This window comes from uncultured Desulfovibrio sp., assembly GCF_944327235.1.
Classification (GTDB): Bacteria; Desulfobacterota; Desulfovibrionia; order Desulfovibrionales; family Desulfovibrionaceae; genus Desulfovibrio.
In genome coordinates, this window is the sequence record NZ_CALVHE010000003.1 from 29768 (window position 1) to 51134 (window position 21367).

General features: G+C 62.2%; 26 protein-coding genes. 7 read left to right on the forward strand and 19 right to left on the reverse strand.

The annotated features are described in order from the left end of the window. From Q0K00_RS01125 to Q0K00_RS01205, 17 genes are all read right to left on the reverse strand, one after another. Positions 1–1578: a pilus assembly protein gene (locus Q0K00_RS01125; protein WP_297226729.1), complete on the reverse strand. Its 1578-nt coding sequence runs from the start codon at positions 1576–1578 to the stop codon at positions 1–3. 15 nt (positions 1579–1593) lie between these two features. After that, positions 1594–1899, reverse strand: a complete 306-nt coding sequence (locus Q0K00_RS01130) for a hypothetical protein (RefSeq protein ID WP_297226730.1) — start codon at positions 1897–1899, stop codon at positions 1594–1596. A gap of 7 nt (positions 1900–1906) precedes the next feature. Beyond that, entirely contained in the window at positions 1907–2077 is a 171-nt protein-coding gene (locus Q0K00_RS01135; RefSeq protein WP_297226731.1) for a hypothetical protein, read from the reverse strand. Then, positions 2074–2541: a hypothetical protein gene (locus Q0K00_RS01140; protein WP_297226732.1), complete on the reverse strand. Its 468-nt coding sequence runs from the start codon at positions 2539–2541 to the stop codon at positions 2074–2076. The genes Q0K00_RS01135 and Q0K00_RS01140 overlap by 4 nt, the downstream gene beginning before the upstream one ends. 3 nt (positions 2542–2544) lie before the next feature. Beyond that, positions 2545–3864 (reverse strand): TcpQ domain-containing protein, encoded by a 1320-nt coding sequence (locus tag Q0K00_RS01145; RefSeq protein ID WP_297226733.1) that lies wholly within the window; start codon positions 3862–3864, stop codon positions 2545–2547. Between the two features lie 3 nt (positions 3865–3867). Next, entirely contained in the window at positions 3868–4155 is a 288-nt protein-coding gene (gene trbD, locus Q0K00_RS01150; RefSeq protein WP_297226734.1) for a conjugal transfer protein TrbD, read from the reverse strand. Next, on the reverse strand, positions 4155–4466 hold the full coding sequence (locus tag Q0K00_RS01155) for a TrbC/VirB2 family protein (RefSeq protein WP_297226735.1): 312 nt from the start codon (positions 4464–4466) through the stop codon (positions 4155–4157). The genes trbD and Q0K00_RS01155 overlap by 1 nt, the downstream gene beginning before the upstream one ends. Positions 4467–4475: 9 nt before the next feature. Beyond that, the gene (locus Q0K00_RS01160; protein ID WP_297226736.1) at positions 4476–4664 is read right to left on the reverse strand and encodes a hypothetical protein; all 189 of its coding nucleotides are present in this window, start codon (positions 4662–4664) and stop codon (positions 4476–4478) included. Positions 4665–4673: 9 nt separating this feature from the next. Next, positions 4674–5630, reverse strand: coding sequence for a P-type conjugative transfer ATPase TrbB (gene trbB, locus Q0K00_RS01165; protein WP_297226737.1), 957 nt, complete (start codon positions 5628–5630; stop codon positions 4674–4676). Next, positions 5630–6088 carry a hypothetical protein gene (locus Q0K00_RS01170; protein ID WP_297226738.1) on the reverse strand — a complete coding sequence of 153 codons (459 nt, stop codon included), beginning with the start codon at positions 6086–6088 and terminating at the stop codon, positions 5630–5632. The genes trbB and Q0K00_RS01170 overlap by 1 nt, the downstream gene beginning before the upstream one ends. Next, entirely contained in the window at positions 6081–6920 is an 840-nt protein-coding gene (locus Q0K00_RS01175) for a conjugal transfer protein TraL (protein ID WP_297226739.1), read from the reverse strand. The genes Q0K00_RS01170 and Q0K00_RS01175 overlap by 8 nt, the downstream gene beginning before the upstream one ends. Before the next feature lie 21 nt (positions 6921–6941). After that, on the reverse strand, positions 6942–7331 hold the full coding sequence (locus Q0K00_RS01180; RefSeq protein WP_297226740.1) for a hypothetical protein: 390 nt from the start codon (positions 7329–7331) through the stop codon (positions 6942–6944). Next, positions 7328–8494: a helix-turn-helix domain-containing protein gene (locus Q0K00_RS01185; protein WP_297226741.1), complete on the reverse strand. Its 1167-nt coding sequence runs from the start codon at positions 8492–8494 to the stop codon at positions 7328–7330. The genes Q0K00_RS01180 and Q0K00_RS01185 overlap by 4 nt, the downstream gene beginning before the upstream one ends. Before the next feature lie 218 nt (positions 8495–8712). Beyond that, on the reverse strand, positions 8713–9129 hold the full coding sequence (gene ssb, locus Q0K00_RS01190) for a single-stranded DNA-binding protein (RefSeq protein WP_297226742.1): 417 nt from the start codon (positions 9127–9129) through the stop codon (positions 8713–8715). Between the two features lie 12 nt (positions 9130–9141). Then, entirely contained in the window at positions 9142–9375 is a 234-nt protein-coding gene (locus Q0K00_RS01195) for a hypothetical protein (protein WP_297226743.1), read from the reverse strand. Positions 9376–9642: 267 nt separating this feature from the next. After that, positions 9643–10311, reverse strand: coding sequence for a hypothetical protein (locus Q0K00_RS01200; RefSeq protein WP_297226744.1), 669 nt, complete (start codon positions 10309–10311; stop codon positions 9643–9645). A gap of 4 nt (positions 10312–10315) precedes the next feature. Then, positions 10316–11797, reverse strand: a complete 1482-nt coding sequence (locus Q0K00_RS01205) for a hypothetical protein (RefSeq protein WP_297226745.1) — start codon at positions 11795–11797, stop codon at positions 10316–10318. 358 nt (positions 11798–12155) lie between these two features. On the opposite strand from Q0K00_RS01205, the gene Q0K00_RS01210 reads away from it, so the two are divergent. From Q0K00_RS01210 to truA, 5 genes are all read left to right on the forward strand, one after another. After that, positions 12156–13598, forward strand: a complete 1443-nt coding sequence (locus Q0K00_RS01210; protein ID WP_297226746.1) for a carbon starvation protein A — start codon at positions 12156–12158, stop codon at positions 13596–13598. A 127-nt stretch (positions 13599–13725) separates the two neighbouring features. Further along, positions 13726–14535 carry a bifunctional hydroxymethylpyrimidine kinase/phosphomethylpyrimidine kinase gene (gene thiD / locus Q0K00_RS01215; protein ID WP_297226747.1) on the forward strand — a complete coding sequence of 270 codons (810 nt, stop codon included), beginning with the start codon at positions 13726–13728 and terminating at the stop codon, positions 14533–14535. A 270-nt stretch (positions 14536–14805) separates the two neighbouring features. Then, the gene (fliJ, locus tag Q0K00_RS01220; protein ID WP_297226748.1) at positions 14806–15243 is read left to right on the forward strand and encodes a flagellar export protein FliJ; all 438 of its coding nucleotides are present in this window, start codon (positions 14806–14808) and stop codon (positions 15241–15243) included. Next, a complete protein-coding gene (locus Q0K00_RS01225) occupies positions 15200–16432 on the forward strand; it encodes a hypothetical protein (protein ID WP_297226749.1) in 1233 nt (410 codons plus the stop codon). Before fliJ ends, Q0K00_RS01225 begins: the two co-directional genes overlap by 44 nt. 2 nt (positions 16433–16434) lie before the next feature. Continuing rightward, positions 16435–17220: a tRNA pseudouridine(38-40) synthase TruA gene (gene truA, locus Q0K00_RS01230; RefSeq protein ID WP_297226750.1), complete on the forward strand. Its 786-nt coding sequence runs from the start codon at positions 16435–16437 to the stop codon at positions 17218–17220. A 518-nt stretch (positions 17221–17738) separates the two neighbouring features. On the opposite strand, the gene Q0K00_RS01235 is transcribed toward truA, so the two are convergent. Together Q0K00_RS01235 and Q0K00_RS01240 are read right to left on the reverse strand one after the other, a co-directional pair. After that, complete coding sequence (locus Q0K00_RS01235) at positions 17739–18173, reverse strand: hypothetical protein (RefSeq protein ID WP_297226751.1); 435 nt, start codon at positions 18171–18173, stop codon at positions 17739–17741. A 495-nt stretch (positions 18174–18668) separates the two neighbouring features. Continuing rightward, complete coding sequence (locus Q0K00_RS01240; RefSeq protein ID WP_297226752.1) at positions 18669–19934, reverse strand: MFS transporter; 1266 nt, start codon at positions 19932–19934, stop codon at positions 18669–18671. A gap of 243 nt (positions 19935–20177) precedes the next feature. On the opposite strand from Q0K00_RS01240, the gene Q0K00_RS01245 reads away from it, so the two are divergent. Both Q0K00_RS01245 and Q0K00_RS01250 read left to right on the forward strand, forming a co-directional pair. Further along, on the forward strand, positions 20178–20687 hold the full coding sequence (locus Q0K00_RS01245; protein WP_297226753.1) for a YchJ family protein: 510 nt from the start codon (positions 20178–20180) through the stop codon (positions 20685–20687). Positions 20688–20934: 247 nt separating this feature from the next. Further along, positions 20935–21291 carry a hypothetical protein gene (locus Q0K00_RS01250; RefSeq protein ID WP_297226754.1) on the forward strand — a complete coding sequence of 119 codons (357 nt, stop codon included), beginning with the start codon at positions 20935–20937 and terminating at the stop codon, positions 21289–21291. Positions 21292–21367: the final 76 nt, after the last annotated feature.

Genomic DNA, 21367 nt, shown 5'->3' on the forward strand with positions numbered 1-21367 from the left:
CTAGTCCTCCGTGCCGCCCCCAGCGGCCTCAAGCTCTATGGTGATGACCAGCAGGGTCTTGGCGTACTGCCGCCCGCGCCCGAAGTTCAGCAGGCCGAGGGAATTGGCGAGCTGTTGCGTCTGATCCTGGAAGCCCGCCAGCACCAAGGTCTGGCCCATCTGCATCTGTGACCGCTGCGAGAAGGCGCGGGTGCTTGTTCTGGGAAGCTGCACCGTCAGATCGGCGGTGCTGAACTCCGTCAGCTCATCCAAGCTGGACAAGTTGATGCTGTACTGGAGCAGCACACGCCTGCGATCCAGAATGTGCGGGATGATGGTCATGGCAAAGCCCGTCGTCACTTCGCCGGGCGTGATCTCCGATGTCTGTCCGTACTCCGATTGCGTGGACGACGAGCCCGCTAGGTATGCGATGCGCTTGATCGACTGGATGGGTACAGGCTGGTTGGACAGCACGAGACCCCCCCCGGACGTGACCTGCGTGGCATTCCCCCACTCCTTGAGCGCCTTGAGCACGCCCGTGGAGTTTTTGAGATCCCCGGACACGATGGTGGCCGAGGCCGTGGACGGCCCGCCCAGAGAAGACAGGCTGCCCGCGACGACGGACACGTCGCCGTTGGCGAAGATGGCTTGGAGATCTATGCCCGCTTCCGCATCGTCAGAGACTTCCAGCGCCCAGACGTTGACCGTCAGCGCGACCTGTCTCGATAAGCGTTGATTGATGTCCGCAATGTAGCTCGATATCTGGCGAACATTCTCGAAGCGATCCCGGACCGTGATGGTGCCCGTGGCCTGGTTGCCGACCACCGAGCCTTCCGGCGAAAGCAGCGCTTTGACGGCCTTTTCCGTGTCCACCCATACATCGTATGAGTATTGCGTCTTGTTGGACTGCATCGTCTGCGACGACGTGTCCGCCGTGGATACGGTTTGATTGACTCCGCCCCCGCCGATGGAAGTGTTGGAGGTCTCCTTGCTCTTGTTGGTGATCTGCCCTTGGTACTCTTGTTTTCCAGGCGCGGAGAGCAACGTGAAGGTCTTCACCGTCAGGCGGGTAAAGACGACCGTCTTTGCCTTGGCGTCATACTCCCAGCCGTAGCCGCTGGCCATGGACACATGATCGAGCAGGCCGCGCAGCGTCCCCTCATAAGAAATGTTGAGGACAGTCCCCAGACCGCCGGACGGCACGTCCAGCAAGTCGGGCAGATCGGCGGGAGCGCCGGGCGCGGGTGTGGGAGCCTTGGCGGGCGTCAGCGGAGCCGGATCCGCGCCGACCTGCACCGTCAGCGGCGTCAGGTCGGAGATGCCCGCCGCGATGCGCGGCAGCGTCCCCCGCATACGCAGGGTGACGTGCGTTGCCAGCTCCGGGGCGCTTTGCGCGCCCGCGCGAATAGGCACCGCTTTGGCCCCCACATACGGCTCCGCAACCACCTCCACTGATTTAGAGCGGGAAAGGGTCGTAAACTCCTTGCCTCTGGCTTCCACATCCTCGTGCGTGGGCGCGCCCTTGTAGGAGCAGCCCACAAGGCTGACGCCAAGCAGCAGGATGGAAAGAAGGCGCATGATCCGGCTAGTTGTGTTCATGGTGTTGTCCTGTCATCAGTTCTTCGCATCCGGGATTTCCGGAATGGCCCGCTTCAGTCGATCCTGCAAAACACGCTTCTTGCAGTCGTAAAAATTCCGTGCATCATCTTTGAAAATCTCTTCTTTCCCCTTGAGGTGCAGTCGTGCGCAATCCATGATTTCCCTGTCATTGCTGTTGTTCCTGATGTCGGAAAGCAATTCTTCCGTCTCGGAAAGGGGAACTTTATCTGGAGTATACAGACAAAACAGAACAATAGCTAAAAAGAATAGTCCAGCAAATAACGCCAACATCTGCCGCACAAGATCCGTCCAATCTTTCATGTCCGCCTCACCCCATCGTTCTGCCGAACAGAAAGCCAAGGAGAAAGAAGAGCGAAGCCAGGGAACTGGCCGCTGGGATCAACATCGACATGAACATCCTGTCGATGCGCTGGAGCAGTTCCAGCCGCAGCTCAAACTCCCGTTGCGTCAGTGGCCGCCTGTTGCGCGTATCATTCATTGTCCTGCCCCCCGTTTCCAGATGCCCAGCGAGTCGAGTTCCCGCTGCGCTTCCTCATCCTTTCTTCTTTTCTCGATTTCAGAGATGCAGTCATTGTATTCCAGAAAATCACCGAAGGTAATTTTGCCGCGTGTCTCCGCAAGCTTTTCTTCACATACGCGCAGTTCCGTGTCTGAACGATGGGAAGAGATCGCTTCATAGAGCTCTTTCTTTTCCTCAAGGGAAAGTTCAAAAGACCCCACAAGGGCTCCTATAAGAAATCTAGCTCCTACGAATAAGAGTATGATCAAAAGTACGGCAGCCAAAAGATAGAATAAGCAGGACAGCAGGTTTCCAAGGATTGACAGCATGGTTCCAAGTACTGTTTCATCAAGGAAAACAAGCAGCCTCTTCCTAATTGACTTCAGGAAACGAAGCGCCTTTTCGCCCCGCGTCTCTGTCTTGCGCTTGCCCCATTCCCGCATGACTTAATGCTCCGACACTTCCACGACGCTGTTGCCTTCAAAAATGGTCACACGCAGGGCATGGCCGTTGCTCTGGAGCGCCCCGAAGAACGCCTTCACGGCAGCCTGGAAGGAGCCGTTGAACGTGGAATTGCTCTGCATTTCGTAGTCGTTGTGCGCCGACCAGATAAGGGTGTACCCGGCATCCGTCGCCCATCTTTCAAGTTGTGCTTTAAGCATTTCGCCCTTGACGATTTCCCAGGAGCGCACGCCGCCCATGCCAGCAGGATTGCTGACCGGGATGATCTCCGCATCGGCGGGCAGGGACGCCGGAACGGCGGCTGTGTCTCCTGAAGGTGTGCTCGTGGGCACGGGAGACGGCACGGGAGACACGCGCGGGCCTTCGGCCACAGGCGCGGGCGGAGCCGGAGGCGTCACAGGTGCGGCGACCGGCGTATAGGAAATAGTCTTGGTCTCCGCTTTTTGCGGAGTCGCGGAGGACAGGCTCAGCTTGGCCGATGTGTGCGCAGGCAGCGTCGTGGATGCGGGCACGGGCGCGGGAAGCGTGGCACCCGGTGTCCCGGCGGCCACTCCGGCGGGCACGGGATTTTCGGCGGCCACGGGGATCGTCCCGGCGGGCGGTTCCGACAAGTACACCTGATAGCCTTCGATGAGCATGGCGTTCGGGCCGACGTTGTTCCAGCGGCAAAAGTCATCGACCGGGACGCCGGAACGCCGCGCAACGGCGGCAGCCGTGGCGGTACGGCTCACCGGCACCGTCTTGACGTTACCCGCTCCAGCCGGGGGAGTCGTGGCCGCTTTTGCCGGGCTTTCGGCCACTGGTAAGGCCGTCTGTCCGGCGGGATCCACGCCAGGAGAAGAAACGGGATCCGGCAGGGGCCGAGCTTCCAGGGTGGAAGACGGAGCTTGCGCTGAAGGTGGTTCGGTATAGGTGACGGGCGTATCCGACAGCTTGCGCGAGATGCTGAAAAGCTGGCCATCCGTGCTGCTGATCCGGGCATAGCCCAGCGGCTGCCCTTGGTCGCGCAACACGTCCAGTGTGTACGATATGCCGAGACCGCCATCAGGTACGAGCGCGAATCCGGCCCGGCGCAGTTCCGCTTCCAGCGTTTCGCCAAACGCCCCCGGCGCACGTTCCAGCCGCAGGGCCGTATGCGCCGGCGCATGACGTTCCGCCAGTTCCGTGGCCGCCAATTCCGCCAGCGCCCGTGCGTCCCCGGCGTGATCGGCGCTCAGGGTATCCAGCGATCCGGTCTTTTGCCCGGCAAGGCAGCCGGTCAGACTCATGCTCGTCAGAAAAGCCAGGACAAGCAGTCGCTTCATGCCTCACCTCACTATGCGCCAGCGGGAAGACCGCGAGCTGTAGAAATCCTGCTGCTTGACGTGGCGCAGCCACACGCGGCTCAGCATGGGATCAACTTTGGCCATGCGCCGCAGGACAAAGAGCGTGAATAGCCAGAAAGTCAGGGCCATCCCTCCGGAAATGAGCGTCATGCCGCCCACACCGACAAGCAGCGAAACCAGCGCCGAGCCCATGACCAGATCACGCTCGCCGCCCAGCACGAGATTGTGCCGGTGCAGGGACTGATGGATGATATGCGTCGTCTGTTCCATCACGCCACCAGCGCCCCGGAAAAGGAAAAGACCGTGTTCACCATGCTGCCCGCAAAAGCGATGAAGGAGATGCCGAATACGGCACTCAGCAACAGCTTGAAGCCGCCGGAAATATCTTCCCGGTTGAAAAGAAAGATGACGCCGCAGATCGCCATTGCCGTGATGGAGATATACTTGCCCGCTGGGCCGGTAATGGTGTTCACCACCTTTTCCAGAGGACTGGAAAACTCCGTGATGCCGCCGCTGGCCAGCGCCAGTTCCGGCAGCAGGAGCAGGCAGGCAAACGCAAGAAGAACAGACAGTTTTCGCATGATGATACCTCAATGAGAGCGTGTAAAAAGAGAAGCCACACACTTTTTCCACCAACTCTTCCAGCCGCTCCAGAGCTTCACCGCCCACTTCGGGCGGAAGAGAAAAATCAGACCGAAGGCGACCATGAGCGTTATGGAGATATACTTGCCCGCTGGGCTGGTCATGGCGTCCGCCATCCTTGCTGCCAACGTATCCATGACGACACCTCAATTGCGCGTGTAGAGGGGCGTCACATCATACGCCCCCTTACCGACATCGAATTTGTTTACTCGGATGATGCTGGACAGGCGGCGCGTGTTGTCCCGCGTCTTTTCCATAAAGATGATGATATCCACAGCCCGGCCTATGAGCTTCTGCTTCGGGCCGACGCCCGCCTCTTCCACAAGCTCTTCAAGCCGTTCCAGCGCCTCTTCCGCGCTGTCGGCATGGAACGTCCCGATGCCGCCGGGGTGCCCCGTGTTCCAGAGTTTGAGCAGTTCCAGGGCGGCGCTGTCGCGCACTTCCCCGACGAGGATCCGTCGGGGCGCGTAGCGCATACAGACCTTGGTGAGCTGTCTCATGCCAACCGTGTCCGAGGTGAGGAAAAAAACCGAATTGGCCGCCGAGGAGCGCAGTTCCGCCGTGTCCTCAAGGATGAGCAGGCGGTCATGCGGGCAAAGTTTGTCCAGCTCGTGGATGACGGCATTGACAAATGTCGTCTTGCCGCTGGACGTTCCGCCGACCACGACGATATTGCTGCGGTCCAGGATAGCCTTATGGATGATGGACGGGACTTCCTCGGTGATCACGCCGTTTTCAAGGTATTCATCGAACGTGATGATCCGGTTGGCTTTCTTGCGCAGGGAAAAGGATGCGCCCGGCCCCACCAGAGGCGGGAAGACGCCCTCGAAACGGGAGCCGTCCAGCGGGAACGAACCCTCCACGATGGACTGCTTTTCGCTGACCGCCATGCCGAGGGCGCTGGCCACCAGCGACAGGATGAGCCGCCCCTGCGCCTGCGGCAGATGGGCGACGCATTCCTGTTCCTGGCCATAGCGTTCGATCCACACCGCGCCGTCGGGGTTGAGCATGATCTCGATGACCGAGGGGTCGCGCAGCGCCTCCATGATATGCGGGCCGCAGTTGTGCTCCAGACTGGAAAGCAGGCGGGCATCAGCGTCCATCACGCCCTCCACCAGGCAGCGCCCAGCATGAGCAGGGCGGAAAACAGGGCAAGCCCCGTGCAGATGAGCAGGGTCGTGCGGAACGAGGCCAGCGCGGACTGAAATTGGGTGACGACATGTCCGATGTTCTCCACCGTGACGCCGGAAAGCTTCTCGCTCAACGCCGCGACATTCTTCGCCACGGACTCCGTATGCGTGGCCGTCTCCCTGGACATGAGCTCCGTCAACGCCTTGCGGTGGAGCTGGTGCAGCCTCTCCACAGCCGTAAGGTGCGCGTTCGCGATGGTCAGGGCCACAAGGATGGGGTCATCCGCTTCGATACGCACATGGTTCCTCTGCTCGATGAGTGCTCGCACCTCATCCAGAGACAGGCCGACGCCCTCCGGCAGGACCGGCATGATCGGAGGCGCGTCCGGAGCGCCCCGTCTTTCCGCGTCACGCATGGCCGTCTCACTCATGATATTCCCCTGGATCCGATTCCGTGGACGTGGCGACGGCTTCATGCGCATCGGAGGCGTCAGTCACCTTTTCCTCTTGCTGGGGCGGCAGCAGGCCGCACTCGTCCATATTCCTGAGCACTTCGCGCCAGTAGCGTTGCAGCCGGGATCTCACGGCGATGCACGCCTGCGCCATACCTTCGTCAAATGTCAGGCAGCGGGCGAAAAGCTCCTGTAGGTCACGGCCCGCCAGATTCTGATTCACGGCGGGCAACTTGACCAACGCACGGATCTGCTCCATGTTTTCTTGGATGACGCCGAATTCCTCAAGGTTCTTGTGCTCGCCCTTGGCGTCCCTGCTCACCGCCCCAAAAAACGGGTTTTCCCACACGAAGGCCAGGTCTCGATCCTTGAAGTCCTTGAAAAGATTGTACAAACACTTGCAAGTGTCATTGAGCCCCTGACCGCCGACGATGATGGAATGAAAAATGACGCTGTGCCCGGCTTCCCGCAGCGTGCCCAACAGGTCGTTTTCCCGGATGTATGTCGAAAAGGCCATGAACGAGGACGCTCCGTTGTCCACGATGACGACCTCATCCGAGGGCGCATTGATCAGCTCCTCCAGCAGCATGTCGAACGCGCGGATGTCGATATTTCCCGTCCCGTCGCCCTCAACAATGCCGATCTCTTTCACGGGCAAGCCCTTGAACGCCGCAAGGGAAGAGTTCACCGGGTCGGTGTCGATGCCGAGACACCGCTTGCCACGAGACAAAAACGCCTGAAGGAGCATGGACGCCAGCATGGTCTTGCCGACCCCGCCCTTGCCTTGCAAAATGAAATGGATCTCCGCCATGAATACCTCCTTTGCGGGCCGTTAAAGCCATTCCTCTTCCTTGACTTCCTCAGCGGGCGCGGTCCTCTCGTCCCGCCTGCCCACCACCAGCAGCCCCTTCTTTTCGCCGGGGGCCGGAGCCGTGGCCGGCTTCACCGCCGTCCCCGTCGGACGCGCACTCGCCTTGCCGACCTGCCCGGTCATGCGTTCCTGGGTCGCCGCTCGTTCTTTATTTCGTACCTGCTCCAGCGGAAAGGCGGAGAAGGAGTGGCGCATGAGCAGACGGCAAAAATACGAGTAGCTCATGCTGATCTTCTTCGCCTTGCGCAGCGCGGCATACAGACGCTGCTTGGACGGCGAGGTCTTGACCAGCTCACGGATGTCCGGCAGCACCGTCAGGAACTCCATATGGGCGTCGCCCCAGCGTTTCACGATACCCAGACCTCGCGCATCCAGTCGCCAAAGGAGACGGGCCGGGCCGCATCCCGCACAAAGGCTTGCGCCCGCGCCAGCAGGGCCGGAAGCGACATGCCGCGCAGCTTCGCTCTGGTCAGGGCGGCGGGTATGGCCCCGCCTTCCGAGGGCCAGAGAGCGCGCAGGCCGCGTGTCACAGTGGCAAACTCTCCCATGCCGCGTCGTTCCGCTTCGGTGAGGGGGACGGGCCGCGTTTCCGGCAGGGGCCGGGGCGGCAGCGCCATGACCGGCGGTTCCACGCGGTTTTCCGGCTGCTGCGGCTGGAACGGCTCGTCATGCCAGCGTTCCCCGCGCAGCCAGCTCGTCAGCAACGGCGGGCAGCCGTTGCGCCAGTGCTTGTCTTCCCGCTGGAAGCGTTCCACCGTGGCCAGCAGCGCGCCGATGACGGGGAGCCGTCCGGCCCGGCGCAGCGAGAGGAAGATTCTTTCCGCCGTCCGCCTGTCCTTTTTCACCGGCCAGGCGGCAAACAGGCGCTCAAAGTCGGCTTCCGCCGCTGTTCGCTCCGTCTGCCTTTCTCTGGCGTCATCACTTGTCCGGAGTAGGGAAAGCCGTCGCCGTTCTTCGCCTGACCGTGAGGAAAGAGATCCCCCCCTCCCGTGAGTTCCGTATGCCGGGGGAGAAGGTGGCATACGGTGAGCTGCGTTGGAGGAGGCCCGTACCGGATGTTCGGGAAGGGGGGAAAGGGGGGATATATATATTTCTTCTTTCTTCTTTATAGCGGGCGCAAAATTTGCGCCCCCCTCCGGCAAAATCTGCGTGCCGGCAGGCGCAAAAAAAGCCTCTTCCAGCGCGGCCTGTTCAGCCGCCCGGATGAGGCCCAGGACGCGGGGACTGCGGAGCAGGCGGTACACGCTCCTGCCGCTGTCGGGGTCGCGAAGGATCTCCAGATACTGAAGCTCGACAAGTTCCTTGAGATAATTCTGAACGGATCGGACGCAGCACTTGCCCACATGGGCAAGCCGCTCCTGGGAGACGCGGCAGACGCCGTGATGGTATGCGCGGGAAAAGAGGTAGACATAGAGATACCCTGCCCCGCGTGAAAGTTCGGTATCCTCAAAAAGAAAGGTGGGAACGAACTTTTCCCGTACCCGCAGAAAAGCTGCCGGAACCAGCGTCTTCATGCTTCTTCTCTCCCCCGGAAAAAAGGTAAAGAAGTAGCCCCCCAAGCCTTGACAGGCTGGTGTATTTGCGGGTAAGTTCTTCTTGTTCGTTTGGAACGAGAAGTACCCGCAAGGGACTCAGGCCGCGTTGGATGTTCTCAGCATCCAGCGCGGTTTTCTTTTGCCTTTATTCCTGTTTCATGCGTTTCCCTGAAAATATGTTTCTTGTCCTCGAACCCTCAAAACCACTCCGGCACGTCCTCTTCGGGCGGCTCCGGCATGGCTTGCAGTTCCTGCGGTGGTTCGTCCACCGGCGCTTCCTCATCCCGTCTGGGACTCCCCAGAAAGCGGATACGGCGGCAGTTCACTTCCGTGGCATAGTGGGTCTGTCCTTCCTGATCCACCCAGCGGCGATTTTTCAGGCTGCCCTCGATATACACAAGGGATCCCTTGCCCAGGTACTGCCGGCAGTTTTCCGCATTGCGCCCGAAAACCACCACGGAGTGCCAGTCCGTTTGTTCCACACGCTGGCCGTCGCTGTTGGTATACGAGGCGTCAGTGGCGATGCGCAGCCGTGTTACGGGCTTTCCCGTCGGCAGGAAGCGCAGCTCGACATCATGGCCAAGACGACCGACCAGCGTCACGTTGTTGATCATGCCGCGATCCTCTCAGGCGGGGATAGCCAGCCGCTGGGCCTCAAGACTCAACCGCTCCTGCATGACCGGACTGAGGAGTTCCCGGAACCGGATAGCCGCCCGGATCAGCGCGCGCTCATGCGCCTGTTCCAGCTCTTCGGCCATAGCGCGGGCCAGAAACTTTTCCGCCTTCGGATCCTTGAAAATGGGGTCAAGGATCAGATGCTCTTCCACCTGCCTCTGCGGCCTGTTGTGCCTCTTCTTCATGACTGCCTCCCAAGTGTTTTTTGCTGTTTGCTACCCTGTTTTCTACCCGAATTTTCAGTTTTAATCCTTTGATTTTCGTATGTTAGAAAAAACCATTTTTCTTGCAGCAATAGCTTCGCAAGCAACCCCACAAAAAAGTAGGGATTACACCAAAGTTTTTTGGCATAACCCCCACATAAAACTAGACTTTAGTCAGTCGTGCTATTTTTTGCTGAAGCTTATTGCAAAAAGCCCCCTCCTTTCCCCCGCAAAAAACGTGAAGCCTCGTTATTCTTTCAGGGCGGCGGCCTCGGCTGCGATGCGGGAGAAAAGCGCATCGAGATTGTCGATGCCGACCAGCATCACGCGGTCGTCCCGTCGGGCAAAGTGTCCGACCACGGGATAGTCATTACCGTTGCCCGCATCGAAGACGCGGAAGGGGAGGGTCCAGCCGCCGCCTTCCCGTGCGCGGGCCTGTCCGATGTCGTGGATCTCCTTGCGGCCCATGGAGGCGTCGGCAAAGAGCGGCGCGATGAGGCCTTCCGATCGGTAATCCTGCGACGGCTTCCGTCCCGCAAAAGCGCCTGACACGATGCCGTTGCGCACAAAGGCTCTGGCCTCGCCGCGCAGCATCTTGCGCACGCGCCCTCCGCCGTCGGCCAGTGCCGCACCGGAAAACATGAGGTTCAGCATAGGCGGCAGCTTGCCGGCATTTTCCGGGCGGCGGGCTTCCACGAACAGCTTTTCCACGACGGCCTCCAGGATGCCGTCCACATCCACACGTCGCTCGAATGCCGTCATATCGCCTTCCGTGATGGCCTGCGCGATGCTTTCAAGGCAGGCCTGCGGACTGTCCGCCGCTGACGCCGCCTGCGGGGGCAGACAGACGAGGGTGCACAGCAGGAGCGGCAGGAGGCGCTGGATCAGTGCCGCAAGAGGAGTAACGCGACGTTCCATGCCGTTACCTCTGTTGTCCCGTCGGAGAAGACACTGCGGGCGGGATGCGCAGCGGCGGCGTGGAGGATTCCTCCGAAGGCGGCAGGGGCGGCGTTTGAGCGGGCGCGGCGGGAGGGGCCTGCGGCGGGCGGTAGTCAGGCGAGCCGAGCGGCGCGCGCCGTGCCGGGCGGGCGGGCGGTTGCGCGCCGGAGGGAAGGGCGGTGGAAGGCTGTTGCCCGGCCTGTGCGGGGGCGGCTGTCGTCGGGGCCGTGGCGGGAGTCTCCGCGGCAGACTGTGGAGCGGCCGCCGGACGGGGCTGTACCAGAACGCCGCTGGCGCCGCCCTGAGCAAAGCGCCGTCCCAGATCGCGCAGGATGCCGATGCCCGCCTGTACGGCGGACCGGGCGTCAGGATCTTGCCGCAGACGCCGGTCTACCCAGCGGGCCATGAACAGGACGGTATCCTCGTCCATACCCTGCGCGCCGTGCGTCCGGATGCTGTTGACGAGATCGCGCCGCACGGCATCCTGTTCGTCCACGGCCTTGCGGTAGCGGGTGCCGAGGCTGTCCACCGCCAGCTGGGCGGCAGCCAGTTCGGTCTCGGTGGCTCCCTGTTGTCGCTGTTCGTCGAGCGCGTAGACGGCATTGGTCATCTGTCCGCCGATCTCGCGCACCGCATCCCCCTTTGCCTGCAGCTGGTCGAGCTGCCCACGCAGATCGGGCACTTTCAGCACGGCATCGAGGGCCGCGGCCGTCGTCACCAGGCGTCCGGCAAAGACCATGTACATCTGCCGGGCCTGGGCCTGCGTCAGCGTCCGGCCCTTGTGCGGCAGCTGGCTCTCCAGCGCGACCGCTTCCAGGAAGCGTTCAACATACAGATTATAGAGGCCGTGCAGCATGGTGGGATGGAAGGCGTAATGCAGCACGCCTTCCCGTCCGCCCTGCGCGCCGCCGTCCAGACCGGTCAGATTGACGCCGTAACGGCTGTTGAGGCTTTGCGGGCTGATGGCCAGACTGCCGCCGCGCGCTCCGGGGGTATAGCTTTCCACCAGATAGGCGGCCAGGTCGTCCACGAAGCCGAAACGGACCCGGGTATCTTCCACCACCTTGGGCGCAACGACCTGCGGCCCGCCGTCCTGCGGCGCTCCCGGCATCATGGACGTATCCACCGGCGTGCCGACGCTGCCCTGGACGGTGGGACCGGCCAGCGTGCCCGGCGCTGTGGGCGGATTGAGCACGGACGGCGGAGGCGGAGGTGGCGGCGGCGTCAGCAGGGTGCTGACACCGGCAAGAGGCGTTCCTTCCGTGACGTTGTCGATGGCGGTAACGGCCTGTTTTCGTAAAGTCTCCCGCGTGGCCTCATCGCGCGTCAGCCAATAGGCGGCAGCGGAGACCACAAGGAGGGCCAGCACGGCCAGCAGGGCCAGCCGGAAGCCGCTGCGGCCGGGGCGCGGTTTGGGCAGTTCGCTGATGTCAGTCGTGGGGAGCGTACGACGTTCCGTTTTCATGGGAAAGATCCTTGCTGTAGGAAAGGCGGGCGTGCTGATGTCCGGACAGACGCTGCGGCCGTCAGGCGGTGGATCCGCTTCCCGTGGGAGGAGGCCGCCGGAGCGGATCGGGCAGACGGAAATGGCCGTGGACTGTTCTTCCGGACAGGGCGGCACGGTCATGCGTCCTGCACCCTAGCATTGCTCCTGAACGCTGTGAAGTGATTTTCCACAGGCGGCGCCGGCAAGCTGGAGATGCTACGGCTCGTCCCGTCTTGACGGGCGCGGGGGGGCGTGCTAGGGGAGAAACGTTCTCGATAGGCCGCAAACGTCGCTTTTCCGGCTTCTTGCGGCAAACTTCTGTTCCGGGAGGCTTTGTATGCCTACATTCCTGTATTTTGTTCTTGCCGTGGTGGCGCTCGTCGTCGGGTACGCCATTTACGGAACGTTGGTGGCCAAGATCTTCGGCGCCGATCCCAAGCGTCCCACGCCGGCCCAGACCATGGCCGACGGTGTCGACTATGTTGAGATGCCGATGTGGAAAGTCTGGCTCATCCAGCTTTTGAACATCGCGGGCGTGGGGCCGGTGTTCGGGCCCATCCTGGGCGCGCTCTACGGGCCGTCCGCCCTGCTCTGGATCGTCATCGGCACCATCTTCGCCGGGGCCGTGCATGACTATTTTTCCGGGATGCTGTCGCTGCGCTACGGCGGGGCCAACGTGCCCACCATCGTGGGCTACAATCTCGGCAATATCGCCAAGTACGTCATGCGCGTCTTTTCCGTGGTGCTGCTCCTGCTGGTGGGGGTGGTCTTCGTGGCGGCCCCGGCCGGCCTGCTGGCCAAGCTGACGCCGGAATCCCTCAATCTCACTTTCTGGATCGCGGTGATCTTCGTGTACTACTTCCTGGCCACCATCCTGCCCATCGACAAGATCATCGGGCGTCTCTACCCCATTTTCGGGGCGGTGCTCATCATCATGGCCGTGGGCATGACCGTGGGCATGTTCGTTTCCGGCAAGGAGTTCTACAGCTGGCTGGAATGGCGCAATCCCCATCCTGAGGGTCTGCCCGTTTATCCGATGGTCTTCATCACCATCGCCTGCGGGGCGCTTTCCGGTTTCCATGCCACGCAGTCGCCGCTCATGTCCCGTTGTCTTGCCAACGAGCGGCAGGGACGGGCTGTCTTCTACGGCGGCATGGTGGCCGAAGGGCTCATCGGCCTTGTCTGGGCCACGGTGGGTATGACCTTCTACCAGAGCCCCGAACTGCTCAATGCGGCCCTCAAGGCCGGTGGCCCCGGCAACGTGGTGACCGAGACATCCCTTGCCCTCATGGGTTCCTTTGGCGGCGTGCTGGCCATCCTCGGCGTGGTGGCCCTGCCCGTGACCTCCGGCGACACGGCTTTCCGCGCCGCGCGCCTGACCATTGCGGAAGTGTTCAACTTCTCGCAGCGTTCCGTCGCTTCGCGTCTGATCATCGCCGTGCCCATCTTCGTCATCGGCATCATCCTGGCCAACGTGGACTTCAACATCATCTGGCGCTACTTCGGTTTCGCCAACCAGGCGCTGGCGGCCATCGTGCTCTGGGCGGCGGCGGGCTACCTCTACCGCAAGCACCTTCTGCACTGGATCTGCACCGTGCCCGCGGTCTTTATGACCTCGGTCTGCATCTCCTACATCTGCTTCGAGCCGAACATGGGCTTCGGCATGACCATCGGCATCTCCGACACCATCGGCATCATCTGCGCGGTGGTGACGCTGGCGGCTTTCCTTGCGCTGGCGCGCAAGCCCATTGCCGGCGCGCCGGACATAGACAGCGTTTAGTTTCCGCCTGCGGCGGGATTGCGCATCGACAACGGGCGGGCTATAGTTAGCCCGCCTTTTTCCGTTTAGTATACTGCGGGAGCCGTCGAAAGCAGGCGGCGCCGCCGAAGACAAAGGAGTCTTGCCCATGTTGCAGCCACCGAACATCCTTACCATTGCCGGGTCGGACTCCGGCGGCGGGGCCGGCATACAGGCCGATCTCAAGACCATCATGGCCCTCGGCGGCTACGGCATGAGCGTCATCACCGCGCTGACGGCCCAGAACGGGCTGGGTGTGCGGGGCATCCATGCCCCGGAGCCGGAATTCGCCGTATTGCAGCTGCGTACCGTGCTGGAAGGTTTTCCCGTGGCGGCCGCCAAGACGGGTATGCTCTTTTCGGCGGGGATCATCCGTGCGCTGGCTGCCGAACTGCGTAACGTCGCTTTCCCGCTGGTGGTGGACCCTGTTTCCATCAGCCAGAGCGGCAGCCCCCTCCTGCAGGAGGACGCCATTGCCGCGCTCAAGGAGGAGATGATCCCCCTGAGCACGCTCCTGACGCCCAACCGCCCCGAAGCCGAAGCGCTGACCGGCATGACCATCCAGTCCATCGAGGACGCTTTTGCCGCGGGGGAGAAGCTGCTGGACATGGGGGCCCGCGCCGTCCTCATCAAGGGAGGGCACATGGAAAGCTCCGTCGTGGTGACGGACTGCCTGCTCGTGAAGGGCGAGGCCCCCAAAACGCTCCCGCAGCCCAAGGTGGAGACGGAGAACAATCATGGTACCGGCTGCACCCTTTCCGCCGCCATCGCCACGGGGCTGGGCAAGGGCGAACCGCTCCCGGTGGCCGTGAAACATGCGCAGGAGTACCTCAATCTGGCGTTGCGCAAGAGTTACGCGCCGGGCAAGGGATGCGGGCCGGTCAATCATGCCGCGCCGTTCACGTCCGCCGGGCGTTGAAGGACCGTCACAGAGGGGATGTCCGATCGCAGTCGCCGCAAGCGTATGTCGCGGATAGCGTTCCGAGCGTTTTGCCATGGAAAAAGGCAAAAACGCGAGGCGGTGGCATGGCTCCGTCCGGCCCAGCACAAGGGGAAAACCGCGTTTTTCCGCGCAGCGACAGGCCGGGTGGTTTGGGGCGTGAAACGTTTCAAACGGAAAATGTTCTAGTTTGCACGCATTTTGCATATGGTATGGGCGTGCTTTGATACCGTCAAAAAGAAGGCGCCCATGCCCTTTCATTTCAGTATGCAGAAGGTGCTCGATTACCGCGAGCAGCTGGAAGAAGAGGCCAAGGTCAGACTGGCCAAGGCCGAACAGCAGCGCAATGAGCTCCGCACCCGGTTGGAGCTCATCCGCAAGGAGCTGATGGAACAGGAAGAACGCCTGTATACCCATCCGCCGAGCAACGCGGGAGAACGCTGGCTGCTGGAGCACTTCGTCAAGGGGCTCAAGGCCGACATGGCCGCCACGGCGGTGCAGCTTCGCGCTGCGGAAAACATGGTGGAAGAATCCCGCAGGATACTGGCGCAGCGGGCGATGGACCGCAAGATCCTCGACAAGCTCAAGGAACGCCAGAAGCAACATTATATGCACGATGAGCGCATGAAGGAGCAGCGCTTCAATGACGAAATCGCCACACTCCGTTACAAGGCTCCGACTTTTTAAGCTGTACCGCCTGCTGGCGCTGTTGTGCGTCTTCAAGCTCTGCCTTTTCGGCGCGCTGCTGCTGGATGTGGACTGGGGCAAGGTGCACGAGGACGTCAGAGATGTCGCTCAGGCGGACATACGGCCGGATGACGAGGCAGAGGAGCTGACCGCTTCCGCCGAGGAGGCGGATACGGGCGCGGCCCCGGAAGAGGCCGTACCTGAGGCGCTCGCGGCGGCGAAGCAGAAGGCTGCCGAAACCGCCGAAGGTTCGCCGGAAAAGGGCAAGGAGCCGCAAGGGGCCGAAGCCGCCAGGCTGGCCGCCGAGGCCCGGCCCGCCGCGCGTCCGTCCACCATCTCCTCCGGTCTGGACGACAGTGCCGCCACGGCCACATCCGTCGCGGCGGCACAGGAGGATGCGGGAGGCATCATCCCCAGTGCGGACAGCCCCTTCGTTCGGGCTCCCCAGCTGGCCGAGCCGCCCTTGCTGGAAGCCGGGCTGGCCAGAAATGCGCGTCCGAAGGAAGAAGGCATCATGGACATGCTGGGCCTGAGCAATCTGCCCATCCCCCGGCTGGGCAGCGTCAAGACGGCCCATGCGGCGGCGCAGGACATGCCGGTGCCTTCCGTGGCTGACCGGGTGGGCAATACCAGCTTTGCGCCCGCAGCGCAGCAGAACGCCACCGTCATGCCGGGAGCGCCGGCCATTCCTCCCAATATCCCCCGTGGCGAGGACATCGCGTCGGGACGGGCGGAACCCCGGCGGGCCAATGCGGCGGATCTGCCGCCTCTGCCGCAGGCTTCTTCGGACGTGGCGCGCGCTCCGGCTCCGACCATCCGTCCCATGACCCTGCCGGACGATCCTAACGAAAAGGCGCAGGACTTGGCTCGTCAGGAGCAGGATATGCTTGTGCTGCGCCAGCAGATGGACCAGCGTCTCAAGGAGCTGGAAGGGGCCGAGAAGCGTATGCAGGAGCTCATCCGCGATGCCCGTTCCCTTGAGGACCAGAAGGTGCGCTCGCTTATCCAGATGTACGCCAACATGAAGCCGCGCGTGGCCGCCAAGGCGCTGGAAAATATGGATGAGCGCGTGGCTGTGCGCATCCTCTCCGGCATGGCTCCCAAGCAGTCCGGCGAGATCCTGACCTATACCAACCCGGAAAAGACCGCCAAGTTTACGGAGATCATCACCCGCATGAGGACGCCCTAGCGATGCGCCTGCGGCTTCTGCTGGCTTATGACGGCAGTCGTTACAGCGGATGGCAGATCCAGGAGGCGGCCAAGGCCCCGCTCACCATTCAGGGAGAAGGTGAGAAGGCGCTTGGCCGCCTTTGCGCCTGTCCGGTGAGATTGTTTGGTTCGGGTCGCACGGATGCGGGCGTACATGCGCACGGGCAGGTGGCGCATGTGGACGTGCCGGACAGTCGGGCCGGGCTGCCGTGGCGGCACGCGCTCAACTGCCTGCTCCCCCCGGATATCCGCGTGCTGTCGGCAGAGGAGGCGCATCCGCGCTTCCATGCACGGTTGGATGCTCTGCACAAGACGTATGTGTATGACCTCTGGCAGGATCGCGCCTTTGTGCCGCCACGCCTTGCGCCCTATGTCTGGGCCTGCGGTCCTGTGTCCCTGCCGCCCATGCGCGAGGCGCTGCGTATGCTGCTGGGCGAGCATGACTTTGCCAGTCTGCAAAATGCCGGCACCCCTCTGGAAGGGACAGTGCGGCGGATACTGGAAGGGGATCTGACGGAATGCCCTGCCGAGGAATTCCTGCCGCCGCACTTGCCGCGCATCCGTTTGCGCATCACAGCCAACGGCTTCCTCAAGCAGATGGTCAGGAACATTGCCGGGTTGCTGGTCGCCTGCGGCACTGGCAAGCTGATGCCTGACGCTATCCCCGCCATCCTGACCGCCTGCGATCGGCAGGCCCTGCCGTCGCCTACCGCGCCACCGCAAGGATTGGCGCTGGCTCACGTCACCTATCCTGATCCCGCCGCCTGATTTTGGCCGGTCGGGACTGTCGCCTCGCATTTTGTCTTTGGAAAAGACAAAATGCTCCCAAGAGCAAGCAGGCATATGGCTTGGGTTCTTTTTTATTTAGCGAAATACGGTGTATAAGATGTGCGGCGGGCGTTTACCGTCCTACGCGGTCCAGACCATGATGCCGCCGCGCAAAAGGCGGATCTGGCCATACATCTTGCCCCGAACAGGGGCGGCGCTGGGCGTAGGGGGGGCAAATCGGTGGGGAAACAACAGGAAAAAACCCCGCCAAAGCGGGGTTTTCCGATGTGTTGGGCCGTTTAATGGGAGGGAAACCCAGCTCCGCCAATCGGAGCCCACATCAAGATCCGGGAGCGGCGTTATCACTCCTTGGAAATAAACTAGCGCAAAAGAAATTTTTTGGCAAGCAAAAAAGACCAGACGCAAAAAACATCCGTCAGCAAACGATTTTGGGGGGCTTTCTGACATCATGCTGTCCGAAAGGCATGTTTCGGACAGCATGTTCGTACCAGTCTGGCCTAGAGGATATCCTCGTCCATGCGGCCTTCGTCCTGCAGGGTGCGGAAGCGCTGCTGCAACATGAGCGGCAGGGCGTCGCGATCGTTGGGATCGTATTCGAACATGACCGCCGTGCCGTAGCAGGAGAAATATTTGCTGCCGTCGGGATGGAAGGCAACGTTTTCATTGTAGCCCACGATGGCCTGCGCTCCCTTGTTCATGGCCCGGCAGGCCATGCCGAAGAAAGCTTCTTCCGAATCGAAGCCGCGGCAGCAGACCAGACCAAGCACCTTGGCGATGCGGCGGCCTTCCACTTCATCCGTCGTCACCACAGGGAAGCGTCCGGCCATGAAGATCTCACGCGCACGATCCGTCATCTCGCCCATCTTGCGATGCTGCTTCCGTTCAGCCTTGCGGGCCTTTTTCTCACTGTTGCCACCAAGCAGAAAAAACATGGACACCTCCCTCGAGCACATGTAGCGTGCCATCTTGTTGCCACTTTAAATGCAAGATGAGGGCCAAACTCTATAAAGCAAATAAAATAAGTGTATTGGATTGTTTTACTGGTGGGATGCCAAAAGGCTGACGGGGACTGTGCCGTCCGCGTGGTCAGTACAGGGAAAGGGCCGACAGCAGGACAGGCGGGGGCTGTCAAAAGCCCGCCGCCCGTCATTTGTAGTCGATGGAAAGTATTTTCAGGGTGAAAGGTTTTGCGTTTCAAACCAGATGGCTTGTCGTCTGGCGGGAGCACGCGGCTTTTTCGCTCATTTTGGGCTTTAGGCAATCCCCTGATGCCTGAACGGGGAGGTATCTGCCTGCGCGGCGCTGGCGTTTCACGGGCGTTGCGCCGTCGGAAAACATCGTGCACGCCGACGTCTCGCCATCGTCTGTTGTTGCCATCGGGAGATGGCCCGTCAGACCTGCGGGACGCTGGCGGCATCCGCACTCCGTCAGCGTTCCCAGGAGCGGAGACGCTGCCGCTTGTCCTTGTGTTCCCACCAGGCAAGACGCAGTCTGTCCAGCACCATGCTGGCGCCGCAGGCGGCGATGAGCAGCGCGGCCGTGCTGAACACGCCGCGATACCCCCAGCCCGCGTTGACCACAGCGCCGCCCAGAAGGGGGCCGATCATGCCGCTGGCGTCGAAGGTCAGCATCATCACGTTGGAATTGATGGAGCGGGTCTCCGGGGTGGAGCGGTCGTAGACGGTGGCGGCCAGCAGCGGGTAGAGCAGGCCAAGGCTGATGCCGTAGAAGCAGGCGCAGAGGAAGAACAGGCTGCGCGGCGCCCAGGCCAGGCCCAGCAGACAGCAGACGAGGGTCAATGCGCAGATGGGTACCACCCGGTAGCGGGGCAGCGTATCCAGCAGATGTCCGCCGAACAGGCGGATCAGGATCATGGTGATGGTATAGGTAAGGAAGAACCATTCCGGCCGCGCGCCGGTCTCCACGCACAGCCCCTTGATGAAGTAGATGGCAAGGCTCACCATGATGCTGAAGGTCAGACAGCCGAGATAGATGAAAGCCAGCCCTGAATGACTGGCCGCATGGATGAGCTTGCGGGCCGTGAGCTGATCGGCTTCCGCGGGGGGGATCTCCGAGGCGCGCAGTTTGGGGGCCAGCGGCAGCAACATGCACAGCGCGGGGATGCCCAGCATGGCCGTGGCGGCAAAAAGATAGGGCTCGCCGCCCAGCAGAGGAAGGATGCGCTCGCCCACGGCGGGGATGATGGAGTACGGCAGCAGTGTGGTCAGGGAGAAGAGAGCGAAACCGCGCGCGCTCTGTCCCTTGGGGATGCAGCTCACCATGACGGCCACCACACAGCAGGAATAGACGGCCAGCGAGATGCCCTGCACGATACGCAGCGTCCAGACCATCCCGACCACATGATCGTGAGGCACCAGCGGGTAGGCCAGCATGACGCAGCTTGATAGGATGATGGTACAGAGCAGCGGCGGCAGTTTGTTGCGCTTGAGGAAGACCACGCTGGCCACGGGACGGAACAGCAGCACCATGGCGGCCAGACTGGCAAGCAGGATGCCGCGCCAGTTGGGGCTTACGGCAAGGCCTTCCAGCCATTGTTCGAAGCAATAGAATACGGCCAGATAGCTGTTGCAGCACATGGACATGCAGAACAGCAGGATGAAGTCTCGGCTGAGCAGTTTTTCCTGAGGCTGCTGACCGGAAAAGTCACGTGGGCGATTCGGGCGAAAGGGCATGGTTACCTCTGTCAACCGTCGGGCCCCACGCTGGGGGCGGCGGTATACGGCGCTAGGCGTGACTGCGTCACGTATTGGGGTGGGAAAAGAACATAACAGCCTAGCACCAGCCCTGAACAAGGTAAAGTCGGCAAAATGGGCAGTCCGCGGCCCGTAGCAGCGGACAGCTTGCGGGATGAGGCGCTCTGGGCTAACATGGCCTAACTGGAAGATTCTGTGGTTACTTCAGCAAAGGATACTGGCATGTCCCAACTTTGTCCCTGCGGCAGCGGCCGCGAACTGGCTGCCTGCTGCGGCCCTTGTCTGGACGGCACGGAGCAGGCCGATACGGCCGAACGTCTCGTGCGCTCCCGCTATACGGCTTACGCGCTCGGCAACTTTGCCTATGTGGTGGAAACGACCCATCCGGATCACCGGGAGGATCTCTCCGTCGAAACGCTTGAGGAGCAGACGCGCGGCGTGCACTGGCTGCGGCTGGATATGGGCCCCTGTCAGGAACAGGTGCCCGCGGACCCGCAGGGCGAGCTCTACGACGTGGCCGAATTTTACGCATACTATGAGTTGGAAGGCGTGACTCGTCAGATCGGGGAACGCAGTTTCTTCGCCCGCAAGGACGGCAGGCTGTACTATGTGGACGGCGAGGCGCGCCGCCCGCAGGCTTACCGTCGGGTCGAGCCCAAGGTCGGCCGCAATGACCCCTGTCCCTGCGGCAGCGGCAAGAAATACAAGAAGTGCTGCGGAGCCGCAGGCTAGACTGCCCGGCGGCAGGACGCATATGGACGCCGTCCGCGAGACGTGGGATCGTTTTCGCAGGGCAGGAGCCGGGCAAACAGCGGACGCAGCCGTGTCGAAAGCGGGCCGATGGTTTCCCGGCAGCGGCGTCCTGCGGAGAAGGCTGCCAGGAGGCAGACAGGATACCGCGCTCTGAGGCCGGTCCGGGCCGGGAGACGCCGGGACGGCTGATCCCGGCGCAGAGGGACGGCAAGAATGAGGGAAAAGCATGGCAGGCGGCGGCAGCATCGCGTCCATCAGACGATTCTGTCTTGATTGTCAGGGGGATTCGCCCAAGGGCGTGCGGGAGTGCGCCGATACGGCCTGTCCGTTGTGGGCGTGGCGCATGGCCGCGGCCCAGCCCGGCACGCAGGAGCTGTGGTGCGGCCCGGAAGCGCCCCGGCGCGCCATGCGTGAGATCCGGCGGCAATGCCTTGCCTGCGCGGGCGGCAGACGGGAAGTGCGCCAGTGCGCCGCGCGCGAAGCCTGTCCGTTGTGGCGCTGGCGTTTCGGCGTCCGTCCCCAGACATACCGGGATGTCCGGCAGCGTTTTTTTGCTCCAAGACCGCTGAGTCTTTTCGACTGACGACGGGATCTCCCGCGCCAGCGGGCGCGAGCGTCCCGTCGGAAGGGCTGCGGAGAGAAGAGCAGGGGAGAAGAGC